At 72.3% G+C, this 18,125-nt stretch carries 17 protein-coding genes and 1 tRNA gene; 10 read left to right on the top strand and 8 right to left on the bottom strand.

The features are described 5' to 3' along the window. Window positions 1-27 precede the first annotated feature (27 nt). The 4 genes from htpX (at window position 28) to ASC58_RS19735 (ending at window position 5,057) form a co-directional block, all read left to right on the top strand. Window positions 28-903, top strand: coding sequence for a zinc metalloprotease HtpX (htpX, locus tag ASC58_RS19750; RefSeq protein WP_056920488.1), 876 nt, complete (start codon window positions 28-30; stop codon window positions 901-903). Window positions 904-1,149: 246 nt separating this feature from the next. Beyond that, the gene (locus tag ASC58_RS19745; protein ID WP_056915526.1) at window positions 1,150-1,353 is read left to right on the top strand and encodes a cold-shock protein; all 204 of its coding nucleotides are present in this window, start codon (window positions 1,150-1,152) and stop codon (window positions 1,351-1,353) included. Window positions 1,354-1,447: 94 nt separating this feature from the next. Then, window positions 1,448-3,922: an aminopeptidase N gene (gene pepN, locus ASC58_RS19740; RefSeq protein ID WP_056920487.1), complete on the top strand. Its 2,475-nt coding sequence runs from the start codon at window positions 1,448-1,450 to the stop codon at window positions 3,920-3,922. A 184-nt stretch (window positions 3,923-4,106) separates the two neighbouring features. Further along, complete coding sequence (locus ASC58_RS19735) at window positions 4,107-5,057, top strand: serine/threonine-protein kinase (protein ID WP_235529343.1); 951 nt, start codon at window positions 4,107-4,109, stop codon at window positions 5,055-5,057. 102 nt (window positions 5,058-5,159) lie between these two features. On the opposite strand, the gene ASC58_RS19730 is transcribed toward ASC58_RS19735, so the two are convergent. Then, on the bottom strand, window positions 5,160-5,660 hold the full coding sequence (locus ASC58_RS19730) for a YajQ family cyclic di-GMP-binding protein (RefSeq protein WP_056915524.1): 501 nt from the start codon (window positions 5,658-5,660) through the stop codon (window positions 5,160-5,162). A 91-nt stretch (window positions 5,661-5,751) separates the two neighbouring features. Here ASC58_RS19730 and ASC58_RS19725 point away from each other — a divergent pair. Further along, a tRNA-Tyr gene (locus ASC58_RS19725) sits at window positions 5,752-5,832 on the top strand. Between the two features lie 123 nt (window positions 5,833-5,955). Here ASC58_RS19725 and ASC58_RS19720 read toward each other — a convergent pair. Beyond that, entirely contained in the window at window positions 5,956-7,455 is a 1,500-nt protein-coding gene (locus ASC58_RS19720; protein ID WP_056920486.1) for an MFS transporter, read from the bottom strand. A gap of 116 nt (window positions 7,456-7,571) precedes the next feature. On the opposite strand from ASC58_RS19720, the gene ASC58_RS19715 reads away from it, so the two are divergent. From ASC58_RS19715 to ASC58_RS19705, 3 genes are all read left to right on the top strand, one after another. Beyond that, the gene (locus tag ASC58_RS19715; protein WP_200947887.1) at window positions 7,572-8,156 is read left to right on the top strand and encodes a TetR/AcrR family transcriptional regulator; all 585 of its coding nucleotides are present in this window, start codon (window positions 7,572-7,574) and stop codon (window positions 8,154-8,156) included. Window positions 8,157-8,440: 284 nt separating this feature from the next. Next, entirely contained in the window at window positions 8,441-9,529 is a 1,089-nt protein-coding gene (locus ASC58_RS19710; protein ID WP_056920485.1) for a hypothetical protein, read from the top strand. A 92-nt stretch (window positions 9,530-9,621) separates the two neighbouring features. Beyond that, a complete protein-coding gene (locus tag ASC58_RS19705; protein ID WP_162246886.1) occupies window positions 9,622-10,683 on the top strand; it encodes an NAD(P)H-binding protein in 1,062 nt (353 codons plus the stop codon). A 201-nt stretch (window positions 10,684-10,884) separates the two neighbouring features. Here the strand turns inward: ASC58_RS19705 and ASC58_RS19700 are convergent, their stop codons facing one another. Next, a complete protein-coding gene (locus ASC58_RS19700; protein ID WP_056920483.1) occupies window positions 10,885-11,349 on the bottom strand; it encodes an SRPBCC family protein in 465 nt (154 codons plus the stop codon). A 63-nt stretch (window positions 11,350-11,412) separates the two neighbouring features. Here ASC58_RS19700 and ASC58_RS19695 point away from each other — a divergent pair, with 63 nt between their 5' ends. Continuing rightward, on the top strand, window positions 11,413-12,663 hold the full coding sequence (locus tag ASC58_RS19695) for a D-arabinono-1,4-lactone oxidase (protein ID WP_056920482.1): 1,251 nt from the start codon (window positions 11,413-11,415) through the stop codon (window positions 12,661-12,663). Between the two features lie 52 nt (window positions 12,664-12,715). Beyond that, window positions 12,716-13,339 carry a TetR/AcrR family transcriptional regulator gene (locus ASC58_RS19690; protein ID WP_056920481.1) on the top strand — a complete coding sequence of 208 codons (624 nt, stop codon included), beginning with the start codon at window positions 12,716-12,718 and terminating at the stop codon, window positions 13,337-13,339. A 96-nt stretch (window positions 13,340-13,435) separates the two neighbouring features. Here the strand turns inward: ASC58_RS19690 and ASC58_RS19685 are convergent, their stop codons facing one another. The 5 genes from ASC58_RS19685 to paaC form a co-directional block, all read right to left on the bottom strand. Further along, window positions 13,436-14,290, bottom strand: coding sequence for a 3-hydroxyacyl-CoA dehydrogenase family protein (locus tag ASC58_RS19685; RefSeq protein ID WP_082553489.1), 855 nt, complete (start codon window positions 14,288-14,290; stop codon window positions 13,436-13,438). Window position 14,291: 1 nt separating this feature from the next. Beyond that, window positions 14,292-15,470, bottom strand: coding sequence for an acetyl-CoA C-acyltransferase (locus tag ASC58_RS19680; RefSeq protein WP_056920480.1), 1,179 nt, complete (start codon window positions 15,468-15,470; stop codon window positions 14,292-14,294). 66 nt (window positions 15,471-15,536) lie between these two features. Continuing rightward, window positions 15,537-16,637 carry a 1,2-phenylacetyl-CoA epoxidase subunit PaaE gene (gene paaE, locus ASC58_RS19675; protein WP_082553488.1) on the bottom strand — a complete coding sequence of 367 codons (1,101 nt, stop codon included), beginning with the start codon at window positions 16,635-16,637 and terminating at the stop codon, window positions 15,537-15,539. 1 nt (window position 16,638) lies between these two features. Further along, complete coding sequence (gene paaD / locus ASC58_RS19670; RefSeq protein WP_369796264.1) at window positions 16,639-17,142, bottom strand: 1,2-phenylacetyl-CoA epoxidase subunit PaaD; 504 nt, start codon at window positions 17,140-17,142, stop codon at window positions 16,639-16,641. Further along, entirely contained in the window at window positions 17,139-18,122 is a 984-nt protein-coding gene (paaC, locus tag ASC58_RS19665; RefSeq protein WP_082553497.1) for a 1,2-phenylacetyl-CoA epoxidase subunit PaaC, read from the bottom strand. The genes paaD and paaC overlap by 4 nt, the downstream gene beginning before the upstream one ends. Window positions 18,123-18,125 lie beyond the last annotated feature (3 nt).

The following is an 18,125-nucleotide window of genomic DNA, read 5'->3' as shown; positions in this document are numbered from 1 at the left end:
CGAACCTGAGGGAGCGTTGAGGCTGACATGCACAACCACTTCAACGGACTCAAGACCGCGGCCCTGTTCGGCGGGATCTTCGCCGTGCTGCTGGCCATGGGCTCCGTCATCGGCAGCGGCCGGTACATCTGGCTGTTCGCCCTCCTCGGTGTCGGGATGACGGCCTACGGCTACTGGAACTCCGACAAGCTCGCCATCAGGGCCATGCACGCCTACCCGGTCAGCGAGGCCCAGGCGCCCGCGATGTACCGGATCGTCCGGGAGCTGTCGACCGCCGCCGGCAAGCCGATGCCCCGCCTCTACGTCAGCCCGACCTCGGCGCCCAACGCCTTCGCCACCGGACGCAACCCCGAGAACGCCGCCGTCTGCTGCACCGAGGGCATCCTCGGCCTGCTCGACGAGCGCGAGCTGCGCGGCGTGCTCGGCCATGAGCTGATGCACGTGTACAACCGCGACATCCTCACCGGCTCGGTCGCTGCCGCGATCGCCGGTGTCATCACGTCCGTGGCCCAGATGCTCATGTTCACGAGCATGTTCGGCGGTGGCGGCAACGACGAGGACCGCCCGAACCCCTTTGCCCTGCTGGCCATGGCGCTGCTGGCACCCTTCGCCGCGATGATGATCCAGATGGCGATCAGCCGCACCCGCGAGTACGACGCGGACGAGGACGGCGCGAAGCTGACCGGCGACCCGCTCGCCCTCGCGTCGGCCCTGCGCAAGCTCGAGACCGGCGTCGCCCGCGCCCCCCTGCAGCCGACCCCGGCGATCCAGAACTCCAGCCACATGATGATCGCCAACCCGTTCCGGCCTCAGGACGTGTCGCGGTTCTTCTCGACGCACCCGCCGATGGCGGAGCGGATCGCCCGCCTCGAGCAGCAGGCCTACGGCTTCCGCCAGAGCTGAGGGTGCCCGTCGGACGCACCCCGAGGGTGCGTCCGACGGGTCCTGCGACAGGCCGGCCGGGGGTGGTTTCGGCAAACGGCTCCGGCACGGTATGGTTGGCGCAGTTGCAGTTGCAGTTCCTCGTCTGAGTGGGCCCGCCAGTGTGCGGGCCTTTTTTCTTCAGCGGCTTGTTCCGTGTCGTGGTGGTGTGCGCAGCTGGTGAGTCGCGTCCGCGACCCACCTCGGCCAACAGGAACGAGAAATCCCATGGCACAGGGAACTGTCAAGTGGTTCAACGCTGAGAAGGGCTTCGGCTTCGTGGAGCAGGACGGCGGCGGCCCCGACGTCTTCGTGCACTACAGCGCGATCGAGTCCAGCGGCTACCGCTCGCTCGACGAGGCACAGCGCGTGGAGTTCGACATCACGCAGGGCCCCAAGGGCCCGCAGGCCGAGAAGGTCCGCGTCATCTGAGCCACCGCAACCGGTGAACTCCACCGAAGCCCCCGACCAGCTCTGGTCGGGGGCTTCGGTCTGTTCGGGGGCCGGTGCTGGTTGAATCGCTCCCATGCCGTCCCTCACCAGGTCCGAAGCCCGCGAACGTTCAGCCCTGCTGCAGGTGACGCGGATGGAGGTGGACCTCGACCTCGACCAGGGGGAGGAGCGGTTCGGCTCGTCGACGCGGATCACGTTCTCGTGCAACGAGCCGGGCGCGTCGACCTTCGTCGACGTCAAGCCTGCCGAGCTGCGCTCGATGGTCCTCAACGGCCAGTCCGTGGACGTCACGACCCTCACTGACGGCCGCGTGGCCCTGAGCGGCCTCGCCGCCGACAACGTGCTCGAGGTCGAGGCCCAGATGTCCTACAGCCGGGACGGGCAGGGACTGCACCGCGCCGTCGACCCTGCCGACGGTGAGCACTACGTCTACGGCCACCTGTTCCTCGACGCCGGCCCGCGCGTGTTCGCCTGCTTCGACCAGCCCGACCTCAAGGCCCCGTATGCCGTGACCGTCGCCGCCCCGGAGGCGTGGACCGTCCTCGGCAACGGTGCCGCCACGAAGGTGGCCCCCGGTCGGTGGGAGCTCGCCGAGACCAAGCCGCTGGCCACGTACTTCGTCACGGTCTGCGCCGGTCCCTACGCGTCGGTGCTCGACGAGCACGACGGCATACCGCTGGGCATCCACGCCCGTGCGTCCCTCAGGGAGGCCCTCGAGCGGGGGGCGCCCCAGATGCTCGAGGTCACGAGGGCGAGCTTCGACTACTACCACCAGCTCTTCGGCATCCGGTACCCGTTCGGGGAGTACCACCAGGTCTTCGTGCCCGAGTTCAACGCGGGCGCGATGGAGAACCCCGGTTGCGTGACCTTCCGCGACGTTTACGTCTTCCGTGGGGCGGCGGCCCGGGACGAGATCCTCACGCGCTCCAACACGATCGCCCACGAGATGGCGCACATGTGGTTCGGCGACCTCGTGACGATGCAGTGGTGGGACGACCTGTGGCTCAACGAGTCCTTCGCCGAGTACATGTCGCACCGGACGCTGGACGCGGCGACCGAGTTCGGGACCGAGGCGTGGGTGGACTCCACCATGGCCCGCAAGGCCTGGGGGTATGCCGCGGAGCGCACCCCCTCGACCCACCCCGTCGCCGGCTCGGCCGCGCTCGACGCGCAGTCGGCCCTGCAGGACTTCGACGGGATCTCCTACGCCAAGGGTGCCGCGACGCTGCGCCAGCTCATCGCCCACATCGGTGACGACGCCTTCATCGCCGGCGTCTCCGCCTACCTGCGCGAGCACTCGTTCGGCAACGGCACGCTGGCCGACTTCATGGGGTTCATGGAGCGCGCGAGCGGCAAGGACCTCGGCGCGTGGACGCAGGCCTGGCTGCTCACCGCGGGGGTCGACGTCATCTCGCTGGACCGCGCTGCCGGTGCCGTGGACCGCACCGTCCCGGAAGCGTTCCCGGCCGACCGGCCGCACACCTTCGACGTGGCCGGCTTCTCCGCCGGTGCCGAGACCTTCCGCGTCCCGGTGACGACCTCGGGCGACCGGACCGTCGTTCCCGAGCTGGCGGCGGCGCCTGCCGCCGACCTCGTGGTGCCGAACGCGGGAGACCTCACCTGGGCCACCGTCACCCTCGACCCCGACTCCATCGCCGCGGTGCCCGAGCAGCTCGCGCTCGTGCCCGACCCGCAGGCGCGCGCGGTCGTGTGGGTGTCCCTCATCGACGGCGTCTGCCTCGGCACCGTCGACCCCCGGGTCATGGTGCGCACGGTGGGTGCGGCGTGGCCGCACGAGGACAACGCCTCGATCCTCAACCGCTCGGCGGGTAGCCTGCTCGGCCGGATCATCCCGACGTTCCTGCCGCACGAGGAGCAGGGTGAAGCCGAGCAGGTGGTCGCCGCGGCAGCAGCATCGGTCCTCGCAGCGGCGGAGCCCGGGTCGACCCGGGCCCTCGTGGCGGCCCGCGCCGTCGCGCGCACCTCTGCCGACGAGGAGCTCCTGCGGGCGTGGGCGGCCGGCGAACGCCGCCCCGTCGGGCTCGAGGGCGACTCGGACTTCGGGTGGATCGTGGTCCGCAACCTCGCCTCCCACGGACTCGCCGGTCGAGAGCTCATCGAGGCCACCCGCGAGCGTGACGACACGCTGCAGGGACGGCTCAGCGCGCTCATGGCCGGTGCATCGATGCCCGACACCGAGGCCAAGGCGTGGGCCTGGGGTGAGATCACGACGAACCGTGAGCGCTCCAACTACGAGCTCAACGCGCTCGCCCAGGGCTTCTGGTCCTCCGGGGAGCTCGACGTGCTCCGCCCGTATGCCGCGCGCTACTTCAGCGACGTCCCGGCCATGAGCGCCTGGGTCGGCGACGACGCGCTGGCACGGGTGGCCCAGCTCGGCTTCCCGTCGCGGGTCGTCGAGGAGGCGACGGATGACATGGCCAGGGCGGCACTGCAGCGCACCGACCTGACGCCGGCGGTGCGCCGGGGCATCGTCGACGCGCGGTCCGAGCTGGGGGAGGCGCTGCGCTCGCGCGCCACCTTCGGGTAGCCCGTGTGACGGGTGGGACGGACGGTGCCATGGACGGCGTCGTCGCAGGTCAGGCGGGTCGCCCGGCCCGTTCCCTTGGCGCGCGGTTTGTCCGGATGGGGCCTACCATTGACGTCGCGAGGTTCTTGAGATGTCAATCGACGTACACCTCGGTCGACGGAGGTCTCCTCGTGGAGCTCGCAGCGTGAACAGGTTGTCTGAGGGGTTCGTCCTCGGCGACCGGTACCTCCTGGGGGCCCGCATCGCCTCCGGCGGCATGGCCGATGTCTGGGCCGGCGCCGACCAGGTGCTCCAGCGGGCGGTGGCCATCAAGGTCATGCGGCCCGACACCGGTCACGAGGAGCTGTTCGCCAAGCGCTTCCGCGACGAGGCCGTCCACTCGGCGGCCCTGCTGCACACCAACATCGCGACCCTCTTCGACTACGGCGAGGACGACGGCCTGGCCTTCCTCGTGATGGAGCTGGTCAAGGGCGAGCCGCTCTCGCTCCTGCTGCGCCGCCGTGGCGCCCTGCCCCCGCCCGAGGTGCGTTCGCTGCTCGGGCAGGCAGCCCTCGCGCTGGGCGTGGCCCACGAGGCGCGCGTCGTCCACCGCGACGTCAAGCCCGCCAACATCCTCGTCCGTCCCGACGGGCTGGTGAAGCTCACCGACTTCGGGATCGCCCGGGCGCTCGACGCGGCCGGTCACACCCGCGCCGGCGAGATGCTCGGGACGCCGCACTACATCAGCCCCGAGCAGGCGCTCGGCGAGGCGGCCACCGGCGCGAGCGACCTCTACGCCCTCGGGGTGGTTGCGCACGAGATGCTCACGGGCCAGCGCCCCTTCGACCGCGGAACCCCGGTCGCGACGGCCCTCAGCCACGTCAACGAGCCGCCCCCGCCGCTGCCCGACGACGTGCCCAAGGACCTCGCCGACCTCGTCAACGACTGCCTGTCCAAGGACCCGGGCGACCGTCCGTCCAACGCCCGCGAGGTGGCCAGCCGCGTCGGCATCGGCGACCACGAGATGGCGGGGCTGGCGCTCGGTCTCGCGATTGCCCTCGACGGCTGGAACGACGACTCCCCGGACACCGACTCGGACGGCTCGGTGCTGCGGTTCCCCGACCTCGGTGGCCCCACCATGGCCCTGGAGGCCTGACTCGACCTCCGTGCGCGCCCTCCGGTGCGAAGGTGCCCCCAGACAGACGTGTGCCGCCGTGCCCGACTCGGGCACGGCGGCATACCTGTCCGGCCGCGTGGGTCAGCGGTAGTTGGTGAACTGGATCGCGAAGTCCAGGTCGTCCTTGCCCTTGAGCAGCGCCTGGACGGCCTGCAGGTCGTCACGGGACTTGCTGGTGACGCGCAGCTCGTCGCCCTGGATCTGGCTCTTGACCGTCTTGGGCCCCTCGTCGCGGATGATCTTGCCGATCTTCTTCGCGTTCTCCTGGGAGATGCCCTCCTGGAGGCCGAGCTCGAGGCGGTACTCCTTGCCGGAGAGCTGCGGTCCGCGCTCGGGGACGTCGAGGTGCTTGAGCGAGACCTTGCGCTTCACCAGCCAGGTCTGGAAGACGTCGAGGACGGCGTTGGCACGCTCCTCGGTGTTGGCCTTGATGACGACCTTGTCCTCGCCGCTGGCCTCGATGGAGGCGCCGACGTTCTTGAAGTCGTAGCGCGTGGCCACCTCACGGGAGGCGCTGTTGAGGGCGTTGGCGACCTCCTGGTGGTCGATCTTGCTGACGATGTCGAACGAGCTGTCGGCCATGAGGGCGTGTCCTTCCTGGGCACCGCTGACGGGCAGCTGGTGCCGGTTTCAGCAATCGCGGTTGTCCTTGCTATTCTTCCACGCGCACCAAGGCAGGTTGCCCGAGCGGCCAATGGGAGTGGACTGTAAATCCATCGCGAAAGCTTCGAAGGTTCGAATCCTTCACCTGCCACCCAGTGCGAACGAAGGGCCTCCGACAGCAATCGCTGACGGAGGCCCTTCGTCGTCCACCTTCGCGCCGCGCGCCGATGGCTGGCGCGACGCGCGCCCGTGGTCGGCTGCGACGGTCGGGTCCTCACACGGCGGGGGCGACCTCGGCCCGGGCGGCGCGGGGGGTGCGGTGGAGCTGGGACACGACCACCACGGTCAGGAGCAGCAGCCCGGCGGCGACGGTCAGGGCGGTGGACGCCCCGGCGACGAAGACGTGCTGGGACTGCTCCACCACCGAGCGACCATGGCTCGGAGCGGCCGCGGCGTGCCGGCTGGCGGTGCCGAACACGGTCACGAGCAGGGCCAGGCCGAGCGACCCGCCGACCTGCTGGGTGACGTTGACCAGGCCCGAGGCCGCTCCGGCGTGCTGCGGCTCCACCTCGTGCAGCGAGGCGCCGGTGAGCGGCACGAACGCGGTGCCGTTGCCGAGCCCGAGCAGGACGAGGGGCACGAGGATCGACCAGTAGCTGCTGGTCTCCGACATCCGGCTGAGCAGGGCCAGCGCGGTGGTCGAGAGCAGCGTCCCCACCACCATGACGCGCCGCGGCCCGAACTGCTCGACGAACCGTCGAGCGCTCAGCTGGGAGGCGAGGAACAGGGCAGCGGTCAGCGGTAGGAACCCCAGGCCGGTCTGCAGCGGGCTGTAGTGGAGCACGTCCTGGAGGAAGAGGGTCGTGAAGAAGAACGTCCCCATGATCCCGGCGACGAGGAGCAAGCGTCCGGCGTACGAGCCGGCACGAGTGCGGTTGGCGAACAGCTCGAGCGGCACGATGGGGTGTGCTGCGCGACGTTCGACGAGGACGAACAGGACGAGCAGCGCCGCTGCCGCCACGAACGACGCGATCGTCTCGGTGTCGCTCCACCCGGCCTCGGCCGCACGGACGAACGCGTAGACCAGGGCGGTCATGCCGAGGGTCGAGCTGAGGGCACCGGCGACGTCGATCCGCCCGGTCGACCTCGGGGTCTCCGGGACGACGAGGAGGGCGGCGGCGATCACGGCCAGGCCGATCGGCACGTTGACGAACATCACCCAGCGCCACGAGAACCACTGCACGAGCAGGCCCCCTGCGATGAGCCCGATGGCGGCACCGCCGATGGAGACGCCGGTGAACAGGCCGAGGGCGCGGGTGCGCTCGCGGGCCTCGGGGAAGGTCGACATGAGCAGGGCGAGGACCGCGGGTGCGGCCAGGGCCGCCCCGACGCCCTGGGCTGCCCGGGAGGCGACGAGCCAGGTGGCGGTGGTGGCGAAGCCGCCGGCGAACGACGCGGCGGCGAACAGCGCCATACCGGTGAGGAAGACCCGGCGCCGACCGAACAGGTCGCCGGCCCGCGCACCGAAGAGCAGGAGCCCCCCGAAGGCGAGGGTGTAGGCGGACAGGACCCAGGACAGGCCGGTGGGGGTGAAGTCGAGCGCCGTCTGCATCCGGGGCAGGGCGACGTTCACGATGGTGGCGTCGAGCACGACCATGAGCTGGGCGGTGAGGATGACGCCGAGGACGACGGTCGGGGAGACGCGCCGACGGGGGCCGCGCGCCGTGGGCGACGCGGGGGTGGCCGCGGGAGCGGCAACAGTCTGGGCAGACACGATGGTCGTGCTCCTTCAGGTACGATGGTCGGAGAAGTGGAAGGTCCCTCCGGATACGACGATACGGAGGCTGCCTCCGCTTTGCAAGTCATTCCCGTGATGGAGGTGCGTGTCAGGTGGTCCCGACCCCCGCTGCCGGTCAGCTCGCCGCGGAGCGGCCGATGCGTGCCGATGCCCAGCGCAACCTCGAGCGACTCCTGCTGGCCGCTCGCGAGGTCCTGCGCGAGTCCGGCGCGGACGCCTCGCTCGAGGAGATCGCCCGCCGGGCCGGGGTCGGCATCGGCACGCTCTACCGGCGCTTCCCGACCCGGCTCTCCCTGCTCGAGGCGGTCTACCGCGAGGACGTCGACGCGCTCGGCGACCGCGCCGAGCTGCTCATCGAGGGTGAGGAGCCGTGGCCCGCGCTGGAGAAGTGGGTCTGGGCGCTGCTGGACTACGTGGCGACCAAGCGGGCGCTGTTCCAGGAGCTCGTCGACGCGGTCGGCCGCGACTCGGAGCTGCTCACCCACTCCCGCCAGGCCGTCAACGACGCGGCGGGGGCCGTGCTCCGCAACGCCCAGGCCGCCGGCGTCGCCCGCACGGACGTCGAACCGTCCGACCTGCTGCGCCTCGTGGGGGGCTGCACGATGATGGGCGAGCTCGACCCGGCGCAGCAGGAGCGCGTCGTGAGCATCGTCCTGGGCGGTATCCGCGCGGCCTGACCGGTGCGATGGGACGCGGCCTGGGGTGTGCGGCTGCGGACCTGACCGGCGCGGCGGGGGGCTGCACGCGGTTTCCCTGGGGGAGGGGCTTGCCCCGGGTGTTACCGTCAAGGTCTCGGCGTCTCCCCAGGAAACGAGACGCGTCGTGACGAAGTCGTCCGGCAGGCCCGAGCGTGTCGACTCCGCGAGGGCCACAACGCACCGTGCGTGCACGTCGCCGCCCCTCATGGGTGGTGGTGCTCCACGTCGGCTCGCGACGCGGGGGTAACCAGGAAGGTTCGCCCATGTCCGTGTCCCACCGGGTCCTCAGCCCGTCCTCCCCGGCCGACACTGCGCCGGGAGGGGTCTCCTTCCAGCACCTGGCCCACCTCACCGACGACATCGGCGTCTTCGAGGGAGCCGTCCTGACGGTCCCCGTCCGCGAGGGCGGGTACTGCGTGGACGACGTGGCACGGGCGTTCGTCGTGACGGCCAGGGAGCCGGAGGGCTCCGCCGCCCTCACCGAGCTCGCGACGACCTACCTCTCCTACGTCCTCGACGCCCAGGCCGACGACGGCGCCTTCCGCAACCGCCGGGCCGTGGACGGCTCCTGGTCGGACGCCGCGGCGGTCGATGACGGGTGGGGGCGCGCCCTCTGGGCGCTCGGCACGGGGGTCGCTCGCGCGCCCGAGCTGTCCGACTGGCGAGCCCTCGAGGCGTTCACCAAGGGCGCCGCCCTGCGGTCGCCCTCGACGCGCTCGATGGCGTTCGCCGGCCTGGGTGCCGCGGAGGTTCTCGCCGTGCGGCCACGGGACGTGGTCGCGCGGGAGCTGCTGTCCGACGCCGCCACCCTGATCGCCCCGCCCGACCCGCTGCTCGGCCGTCGACCGACACCGGCCGAGGGATGGCACTGGCCCGAGCCGCGACTGAGCTACGCCAATGCCGCCCTGGCCGAGACCCTGCTGGCGGCGGGTTCGCTGCTGGGCGTGTGGAAGTGGCTCACCGAGGGGCTGGCGATGCTGAGCTGGCTGGTCGAGACCGAGACCACCGACGGCCTCGTGTCGGTCTGCCCCGCCAGCGGGTGGGGGATCGGTGAGGCCCGGACGCCCTTCGACCAGCAGCCGGTGGACGTGGCGGCCCTGGCCGACGCGTGTGCGCGGGCCTTCGACGTCACGGCCGACCCCCGGTGGAGTGCCGCGGTCGGCCGCTGCTCGGCATGGTTCGAGGGCGCGAACGACGCCGGGACCGTCCTGCACGACCGCGACAGCGGCGGTGGGTGCGGTGCGCTCGCCGGACGCGTCGGCCACGCGGACCAGGGTGCAGAGTCGACCATCGCGATGATCTCGACGTTCCAGCAGGCGAAGCGGCTCGGCGTGGACGGCGGCACGGACTGAGACGGTCGCTGCCCGCGTGGGCGCCGTCCGGCGGCCGCGGGTAGGTTCGCAGCAGTACGGCGCGGTCGGCGCCGACCGGTCGGGAGGTGTTCGTGCGCGTCGTCGTCACCGGTGCGGGCGGGTACATCGGCAGCCGCCTCGTCCCGGCCCTCCTCGAGGCGGGCCACGAGGTCACGGCGACGTTCACCCGGGCCGCGTCCGCCGAGCGCTTCTGGTGGGCCGACCGGGTCACCGTCGTGCAGATGGACGTGCTCGACCGGGCCTCCGCCCGGGCGGCGGTGGCCGGCGCGGACGCGCTGTTCTACCTGATCCACGGCCTCGGAGGCGACGACTTCGCGACCACCGACCGCGAGGGTGCCTACAACGCCGCCCATGCCGCGGTCCGCGCCGGGGTCGGTCGAATCGTCTACCTCGGTGGCCTCGTGCCCGACCTCCCGGACGAGGACCTGTCGCCGCACCTCCGCTCGCGCCTCGAGGTCGAGGAGGTCCTCACCGACTCGGGGGTGCCGACGCTGGCGCTGCGGGCGGCCATGGTCGTCGGGAGCGGGTCCACCTCCTTCGAGGTGATGCGCCAGATCAGCGAACGGCTTCCCCTCCAGGTGCTCCCGACGTGGATGCGCAGCAGCCGTGTCGAGCCCGTGGCCGTGACCGACGTGGTGGCCGCCCTCGTGGGCGCCCTCGGTGCCCCCGCGACCAGTCGCGCCTACGACGTGGGCAGCGGAGAGCCCTTGGCGTATGCCGGGTTGCTGCGACGCTACGCCCGGCTCGCCGGACTCACGCGGGTCCAGGTGACCGTGCCGATGCTGCCGACGGCCCTGGTGTCACGGCTGGCGCCGGTGCTCACGGCGGCGCCGGCGTCGACGGTGCAGACCCTCGTCGAGAGCCTGCACCACGACATGGTCTGCCGGGAGGACGACTTCCGCCGCGAGCTGCTGCCGCCCGGCCACCGGCTCACCGGGGTCGACACGGCCCTCGAACGGGCCCTGCTCGTCCCCGCGGACCGGGTGCCCGACGTCGACCGCGACGTCCTCGGCCCACTGCACTCCGATGCCGAGTGGGCCGGCGGACAGGTGTCGCGCCGCGACGGCCGACCGGTGCACCATGCCCGCGGCGGGTGGCGCGGGCTGCTGCTCGGTCCGCCCCCCTCGCGCTGACCGGCCACACCGCCATACCGCCTCTTGCACTCGCCGCACCCTCGCGCCCTCGCCAGCGACACGGCAAACCGCTGGTGGCGAGGCAAGACGGGAGTTATTTCCCTGAGTCTTGCCCCGCAACCGCCGTTGTGCCCGGCGGGTCGGGCCGGGGCTTCAGGTCGGGCGTCAGGTCGGGTCGGTCGTGCGGGCCCCGTCGACGCGTCAGCGGCGGGACTTGAGGTGGCGGTCGAGGTTGTGCGCGAACCCGGCACCCATCGCCGCGATGACCCCCTGCATGGTGGTCTGCACCGCGGGCTTGGCGATCCTCGGGAACGGCAGGTCGACGTGCACCCCGAGGTCGATCGCCAGCAGGGTGCCCTCACCCTTCTCGGTCAACGTGTAGGTGCCCTCGACCCCGGCGCGCTCCTCGCCTCGCGGGGTGTGGGTGAACTCGATCCGCTCGGTGGGCTGCAGGTCCATCCGCTCGGTGAAGGCCAGGCCGATGTTCTTGCCGAGGACCTCGATGGGGGCCAGCTTCCACAGCCAGGTGCCGCCGTGGTCCTCGATGGAACGCACCATCGGAGTGAGCTTCGCGACCTGTCCCGCGTCGCTGAGCACCGACCACACGGCCTCCCGAGAGAACGGCACCACGGCCGTGGAGCGCTTGGAAGCCGAGAAGACCGTCATGGTCCCGAGTCTGGTGCATGGGCGCCCCCGCCGCGTCCGGGGCCCGAACGGCAGACTGGGGCCATGGTCGAACGGAACTGGGCGGGCAACGTCACCTACCGGGCCCGGCAGTTCCATCGCCCTCGCTCGGTGCCGGAGCTCCAGGAGGTCGTGGCCGGTGCCGGTCGGGTGCGCGCGCTGGGGTCCCGGCACTCGTTCACGGCCCTCGCCGACACCGAGGGAGTGCTCGTCTGCACGTCCGAGCTCGTGGACCCGGCGGCCCCCGGAGCCGTGGTGGTCGACGCGGAGGCTGGGACGGCCACGGTCCCCGGCGGCGCGTCGTACGGGGTGGTCGCGGCCGAGCTCGAGCGGCAGGGGTGGGCGCTGGCCTCCCTCGCGTCGCTGCCGCACATCAGCGTCGCCGGCGCGGTCGCGACGGGCACGCACGGGTCGGGGGACCGGACGGGTTCGTTGTCCGCGGCCGTGGCCGGGCTGGAGCTGGTGACCGCCGACGGTGCGCTGCTGCGCGTGTCCCGCGGGGACGAGGGGTTCGACGGGAGCGTGGTCGCGCTCGGTGCCCTCGGCGTCGTCACCCGCGTCACGCTCGACGTCGAGCCGACCTACCTGGTCCGGCAGGACGTCTTCACCGGGGTGCCGTGGTCGGTGGTGGAGGCGGACCTCGACGCGATCACCGGTGCGGCCGACAGCGTCAGCCTGTTCACCCGGTTCGACGACACGGCGGTGCGCCAGGTCTGGTGCAAGAGCCGCGGCGCCGACTCGCCCACCGACTTCTTCGGGTCGCCTCGCGCGACGCGGGTCATGCACATGCTCGACGGCGCGCCGACCGAGTCGGTGACCGACCAGACCGGGACACCCGGCCCGTGGCTCGAGCGGCTGCCGCACTTCCGGCTCGAGTTCACGCCGAGCCGCGGAGCCGAGCTGCAGAGCGAGTACCTCGTACCGCGCCGCAACGCCCTCACCGCGATGGAGGGCCTGCGGCGGCTCCAGCCGGTTTTCGGCCCGGTCCTGCAGAACGCCGAGATCCGAACGGTGGCGTCAGATCCGTTGTGGCTCAGCGGTTCCCACGACGAGGACGTGGTCGGGTTCCACTTCACCTGGGAGCTCGACGAGCCCGGTGTGTATGGCGTCCTGCCGGACATCGAGGCCATCCTCCTGCCGCTCGGGGGACGGCCGCACTGGGGCAAGTGCTTCGTGGCCGCCGCGGCCGACCTCGCACCTATGTACCCGCGGTGGGACGACTTCCAGCGGTTGCGGGACTCGCTCGACCCGGAGCGCAAGTTCGGTGGGGCGTTCGTCGACCGCGTGCTGGGGTGAGTCCTGCCTCCGCCTGACCGTGGACCGCCGGGCCCTGTGAGAGTGTGGCCGCGTGAGTGACGCGGCGGCTGGACCACCCCGGCGTGGACGACCCGGGTACGACCAGGAGACCGTCCTGCGCCGGGCGATCGAGCTGTTCAACGAGCAGGGGTACGACGGCACGAGCATGGGTGACCTCGCCCGCGAGCTCGGGTTCAGCAAGTCCGCGATCTACCACCACGTGCCGAGCAAGACGCACCTGCTCTCGCAGGCGCTCGACGAGGCGCTGGACGGCCTCACCGAGGTCCTCGACGAGGCGAGTCGCGAGGTCGCCGGTGCCACGGCATACGACCGGTTGCGTCGGGCCGTGCGGCTCAGCGTCGCGGTCCTCGTGGACCACCAGCCTGCGGTGACCCTGCTGCTGCGGGTGCGGGGCAACAGCGAGGTGGAGCTGGCGGCGCTGCGGCGCCGGCGGGACCTCGATGCACGGTTCGCCGGGCTGGTGCGCGAGGCCGTCGAGGAGGGCTCGCTGCGCTCGGACGTCCCGCCGGCGCTGGTGAGCCGGCTGCTGTTCGGCATGGTGAACTCGCTCGTGGAGTGGCACCGCCCCGGCGGAGCCGTCGACGCCGAGCAGCTGTCCGACGCCATCACGACGCTGGCGTTCGACGGCCTCGCCCTGCGCCCGCCGAGCACGTAGGCAGCCGGGGCATCGGGGCGGCCACATCCCCGCCCACGGTGGGTGATCTGCCGCCTCAGAGGTCCCGGAAGGGGCAGGTCGCCACCCCTCGGCGGGTCACCAGTCGTAGAAGCCGCGCCCGGTCTTGCGGCCGAGCTCGCCGGCCGCGACCTTGTCGCGCAGCACCTGCGGCGGCTCGAACCTCGGGCCCAGCTCTCGAGTGAGGTGCTCGGCGATCGCGAGCCGTACGTCGAGGCCGACGATGTCCGTCGTCCGCAACGGGCCGACCGGGTGGCGGTAGCCCAGGGTCATGGCCGTGTCGATGTCCTGCGCGGACGCGACGCCCTCCTGCACCATCCGCATCGCCTCGAGCGCGATGGCGACCCCGAGGCGGCTGCTGGCGAACCCGGGGGAGTCCTGCACGGTGATGCCGGTCTTGCCCAACGCGGTGACCCAGCCCCGGGCCCGGTCGACCAGGGCCGGGGCCGTCTGCTCGCCCACGACGACCTCGACGAGGTCGCTCGCCGGGACGGGGTTGAAGAAGTGCAGTCCGATGAAGCGTTCGGGCGCGCGGAGTCCGGCGGCGAGGGCGCTGACCGACAGCGAGCTGGTGTTGGTGGCCAGGACGGCGTCCGGCGCAGAGTCCTCGGCCCGCCGCAGGACCTCGAGCTTGAGGGCCGTGTCCTCGGGGACGGCTTCGACGACCAAGGAGCAGCCGGCCAGGTCGGACGGGGTCGTGGTGACGGTGAGGCCGGTCAGGACCTCGGCGACCGGGCCGGTCAGCAGACCGCGCTCGGCGGCCTTGCCGATGCTCGTGGTGACCCGCCCCCGTGCAGCGTCGGCGAGGGATTCGTCGCCCTCGACGACGACGACCTGCGCACCGGACACGAGGAACGCATGGGCGATCCCCGCTCCCATCCGCCCGCCGCCGTAGACACCGACGACCGCGGGCAGCATCGACTCCGAGCTCATGTCAGACCCTCTCCACCAGCAGGGCGGCACCTTGGCCGACCCCGACGCACAGCGTGGCGAGCCCGCGACGGGCCTGCGCCCGCTCCAGCCGGCCGACGAGGGTCAGCAGGATCCTCGTCCCGGAGGCCCCGAGCGGGTGGCCGAGCGCGATCGCGCCGCCGTCCGCGTTGACGATGTCCTCGTCGAGGCCCAGGTCGCGGATGCAGGCAAGGGACTGCGAGGCGAAGGCCTCGTTGAGCTCGACGGCGTCGAGGTCCCCGATGGCCCAGCCGGCGCGGTCGAGGGCTTTCTGGGTGGCCGGCACCGGGCCGATGCCCATGACCTCCGGCGCGACCCCGGCGCTGGCCGAAGCCACCAGCCGGGCGCGCGGCTCGAGTCCGTGGCGGGTGATGAACGCCTCGCTGGCCACGACGACCGCGGCCGCCCCGTCGTTGAGGGAGCTGGAGTTGCCAGCGGTCACGAGGCCGTCGGGGTGGTTGACCGGGCGGAGCCTCGCGAGCCGTTCGAGCGAGGTGTCGGCCCGCGGTCCCTCGTCGACGGAGAACTCGCCGTCGCCCACGGGCACCGCCACGATCTCGTCGGCGAACCTCCCCGCCTCGATCGCCGCGACCGCCCGCTGGTGCGACCGCAGCGCGAACTCGTCGAGCTCCTCACGCGTCAGCCCCCAGCGCGCGGCCACCCGCTCGGCGGTCTGCGGCATCGACAGCGTCGTGTCCGCGTCGAACCTCGGGTTGGTGAACCGCCACCCGATCGAGGTGTCGAAGGTCGCCCCCGGTCGAGCGAACGCCTTGGCCGGCTTCTCCATCACCCACGGCGCGCGCGTCATCGACTCGACCCCACCGGCCACGACGAGGTCGGCGTCGCCGGACGCCACCATCTGCCGCGCGGTGGCGACCGCGGTCAGCCCCGAGGCGCAGAGCCTGTTGACCGTGAACCCCGGCACCGACTGCGGCAGCCCGGCGAGCAGGGTGGCCATGCGCGCGACGTTCCGGTTGTCCTCGCCGGCCTGGTTCGCCGCACCGAGGACGACCTCGTCGACCAGCTCGGGGTCGACGCCCGCACGCTCGACCGCCTCACGGACGACGAGCGCCGCGAGGTCGTCGGGGCGCACGGTGGCGAGCCCGCCGGCATACCGGCCGATCGGGGTCCGGGCTCCGTCGAGGAGGAAGGCCTCGGTCACGGTGGTGCTCCTTCAGGGTGTTCGTCGGTATGGCGCGGGGCCGGGAGGTGCCCGGGCCGGTCCGGGTCAGGCGTCGAAGTCGACGGTGACGGTGTCGCTGACGGGGTGGCTCTGGCAGGTGAGCACGAAGCCCTGCTCGACCTCGCGCTGCTCGAGGGCGTAGTTGCGGCGCATGTCGACCTCGCCGTCCCGGACCAGGGCGCGGCAGGTGCCGCAGACGCCGCCCTTGCAGGCGAACGGCAGGTCGGTGCGGGTGGCCTGGGCGGAGTCGAGGATCGACTGCCCCCGCGGCATCGGTGTGGTCGAGCTCAACCCGTCGAGGACGACGGTGACGTCGCTGGTCTCGCCCTCGACGACGGCGTCGGCCCGGTGCAGCTCGGGCGGCGGCTCGTCGACGTAGAACAGCTCGAAGTGCACCTTGTCGGCGGGGACGTCGAGCTCGGCGAGCACCTCGCGGGCCGACTCGATCATCGCGAGCGGGCCGCAGAGCCAGACGTGGTCGACGTCGTGGACCGGCACGAGGACGTCGAAGAGCCGACGCAGCCGGTCGGCGTCGAGGCGGCCCGAGAAGAGCTCGACGTCGCGTGGCTCGCGGGACAGCACGTGCACGAGCTGGAAGCGCGAGCCGTGGCGGTTCTTGAGGTCGGCGAGCTCCTCGGCGAACATCACCGACCCGGTGGTGCGGTTGCCGTAGAGGAGGGTGACCTCGGCCTCGGGGTTGGCCAGGACCGTGCTCGCGATGGACAGCATCGGCGTGATGCCCGACCCCGCCGCGATGCACAGGTGGCGGCCGCCCTCGGCAGGGTCGGCGCGGAAGGTGCCGTGGGGCGTCTGCACCTCGACCTCGTCGCCGGGCCGCAGCTCGTGCAGGAGCCACTGGGAGAACAGGCCGTCAGGGATCTCGCGGACCCCGATGCGCGGCCGGTCGCCCACGGTGGCGCAGATGGAGTAGGTGCGGCGGTGCTCGACGCCGTCGACGTACCTGCGCAGCGTCAGCGACTGGCCGGCGTCGAACGCGTACGACTCGGTGAGCTCGTCCGGCACCTCGAAGCTCACGGCGGCGGCGTCGTCGGTCAACGGCTCGACGGCGTGCACGGTGAGGGTGTGGAACGTGGGGGCGGGGCGTCGGGGCTTCTTCAGCAGCAACGAGGGGGCGGCCGAGGTCAACTCAGATCTCCTTGACGTGCTCGAACGGCTCGAGGCAGCCGGTGCAGCGGTAGAGCGCCTTGCAGGCGGTGGGTCCGAACTCCGACGTGAGCTCGGTCTGCGCGGATCCACAACGGGGACAAGCGATCTCACGTCGCGTCGGCATGAGGGACAAGGTCACGGGGCCGCCACGGGCCGGGGCCCGTCCGGGTGCGGACAGGCCGTGGTCACGCAGCGCCTGGCGACCGCGCTCGGTGATCCAGTCGCTCGACCACGCCGGGGTGAGGGACACGCGGACCCGCGCGCCCGGCATACCGGCGTCCTGCAGCGACCGGACGAGGTCGTCACGCATGGCGGCCATGGCAGGGCACCCGGTGTAGGTCGGGGTGATCGCCACGACGACGTGGCCGTCCTCGTCGACCTCGACCTCGCGCAGGACGCCGAGGTCCTCCAGCGTGAGCATCGGCATCTCGGGGTCGGTGACGGTGCGGGCGACGGCGACCGCCCTCTCCTTGAGGGTGGTCACCACTGGCCCATCGGGTGGGCGCGGGCGACCACCTGCATCTCGGCGAGCAGGAGGCTGAGCGCCTCGGTGTGGAGTCCGTCGCGGCCCTGCCTGCCCTGGACTGCGGCCAGCGCTCCCTGGGTCGGCTGGTCGACACCGCTGACGGCGAAGACCTGGGCCAGCACCACGGCCACGTCGTCGGCGGTCGTCGCCGGGTCGACCCCGACGCCGGCAGCCGCGACGCGGGCCTCGACCTCGTGGGTCGCGAACAGCTCGGCCTGGAACGGCCACACGGCCGCCAGGGCCGCGTCGAGGCGGCGGCGCGACTCGTCGGTGCCCTGGGCCAGCGTGAGGAACCAGCGCCCCGCGTAGTCGCGGGTGTAGGTGAGCTCCTTGACCCCCTTGGCCGCCACGGCGGCCAGCACGTGGTCGCGGCTCGCGGACAGCCGCTCGAGCAGCGCCAGCCGGGCCGTCGCGAAGACGAGCAGCTTGACGACGGTCACCGCGAAGTCGCCGTTGTCGGTCTCGACGAGCCGCACGTTGCGGAACTGCCCTGCCTCGCGGAAGAACGCCAGGGCGTCCTCGGGCGGCACCGGCGAACCCGACGGCAGCGCGGGCACGAGCGACGGGTCGGCGGCGGCAGCGCGGGCCAGCAGCAGCCGCGCCTGGCCGAGGAGGTCGAGCGCGATGTTGGCCAGCGCGATGTCCTCCTCGAGGTCGGGTGCACGGCTGGTCCACTGCGAGAGCCGTTGCGACGCGACGAGGGCGTCGTCGGCGAGCATCTGGCAGTAGGTGCCGAGGTCACCGGCGTCGACGCCGTCCGGCACGGTCGTGTCGACTCCCGCGAGCGGGTCCTCGAAGTCGGTGCCGAAGGCCCAGTGCGAGGGGTCGCCACCGAGCAGGCCGTCGTAGACGGACCCGTGGGCGTCGGAGGGGTCCGGTGCCGGGTGCGAGGCGGAGTCAGCGGCGGGGTGCGAGGCGGGCTCGACGTGGTCGGTCATCAC

Origin of the sequence: Phycicoccus sp. Root101, assembly GCF_001426245.1 — a bacterium.
GTDB lineage: Bacteria > Actinomycetota > Actinomycetes > Actinomycetales > Dermatophilaceae > Pedococcus.
The sequence above is the reverse complement of the archived record's forward strand: the minus strand, read 5'-3'. Positions and strand labels throughout refer to the sequence as shown.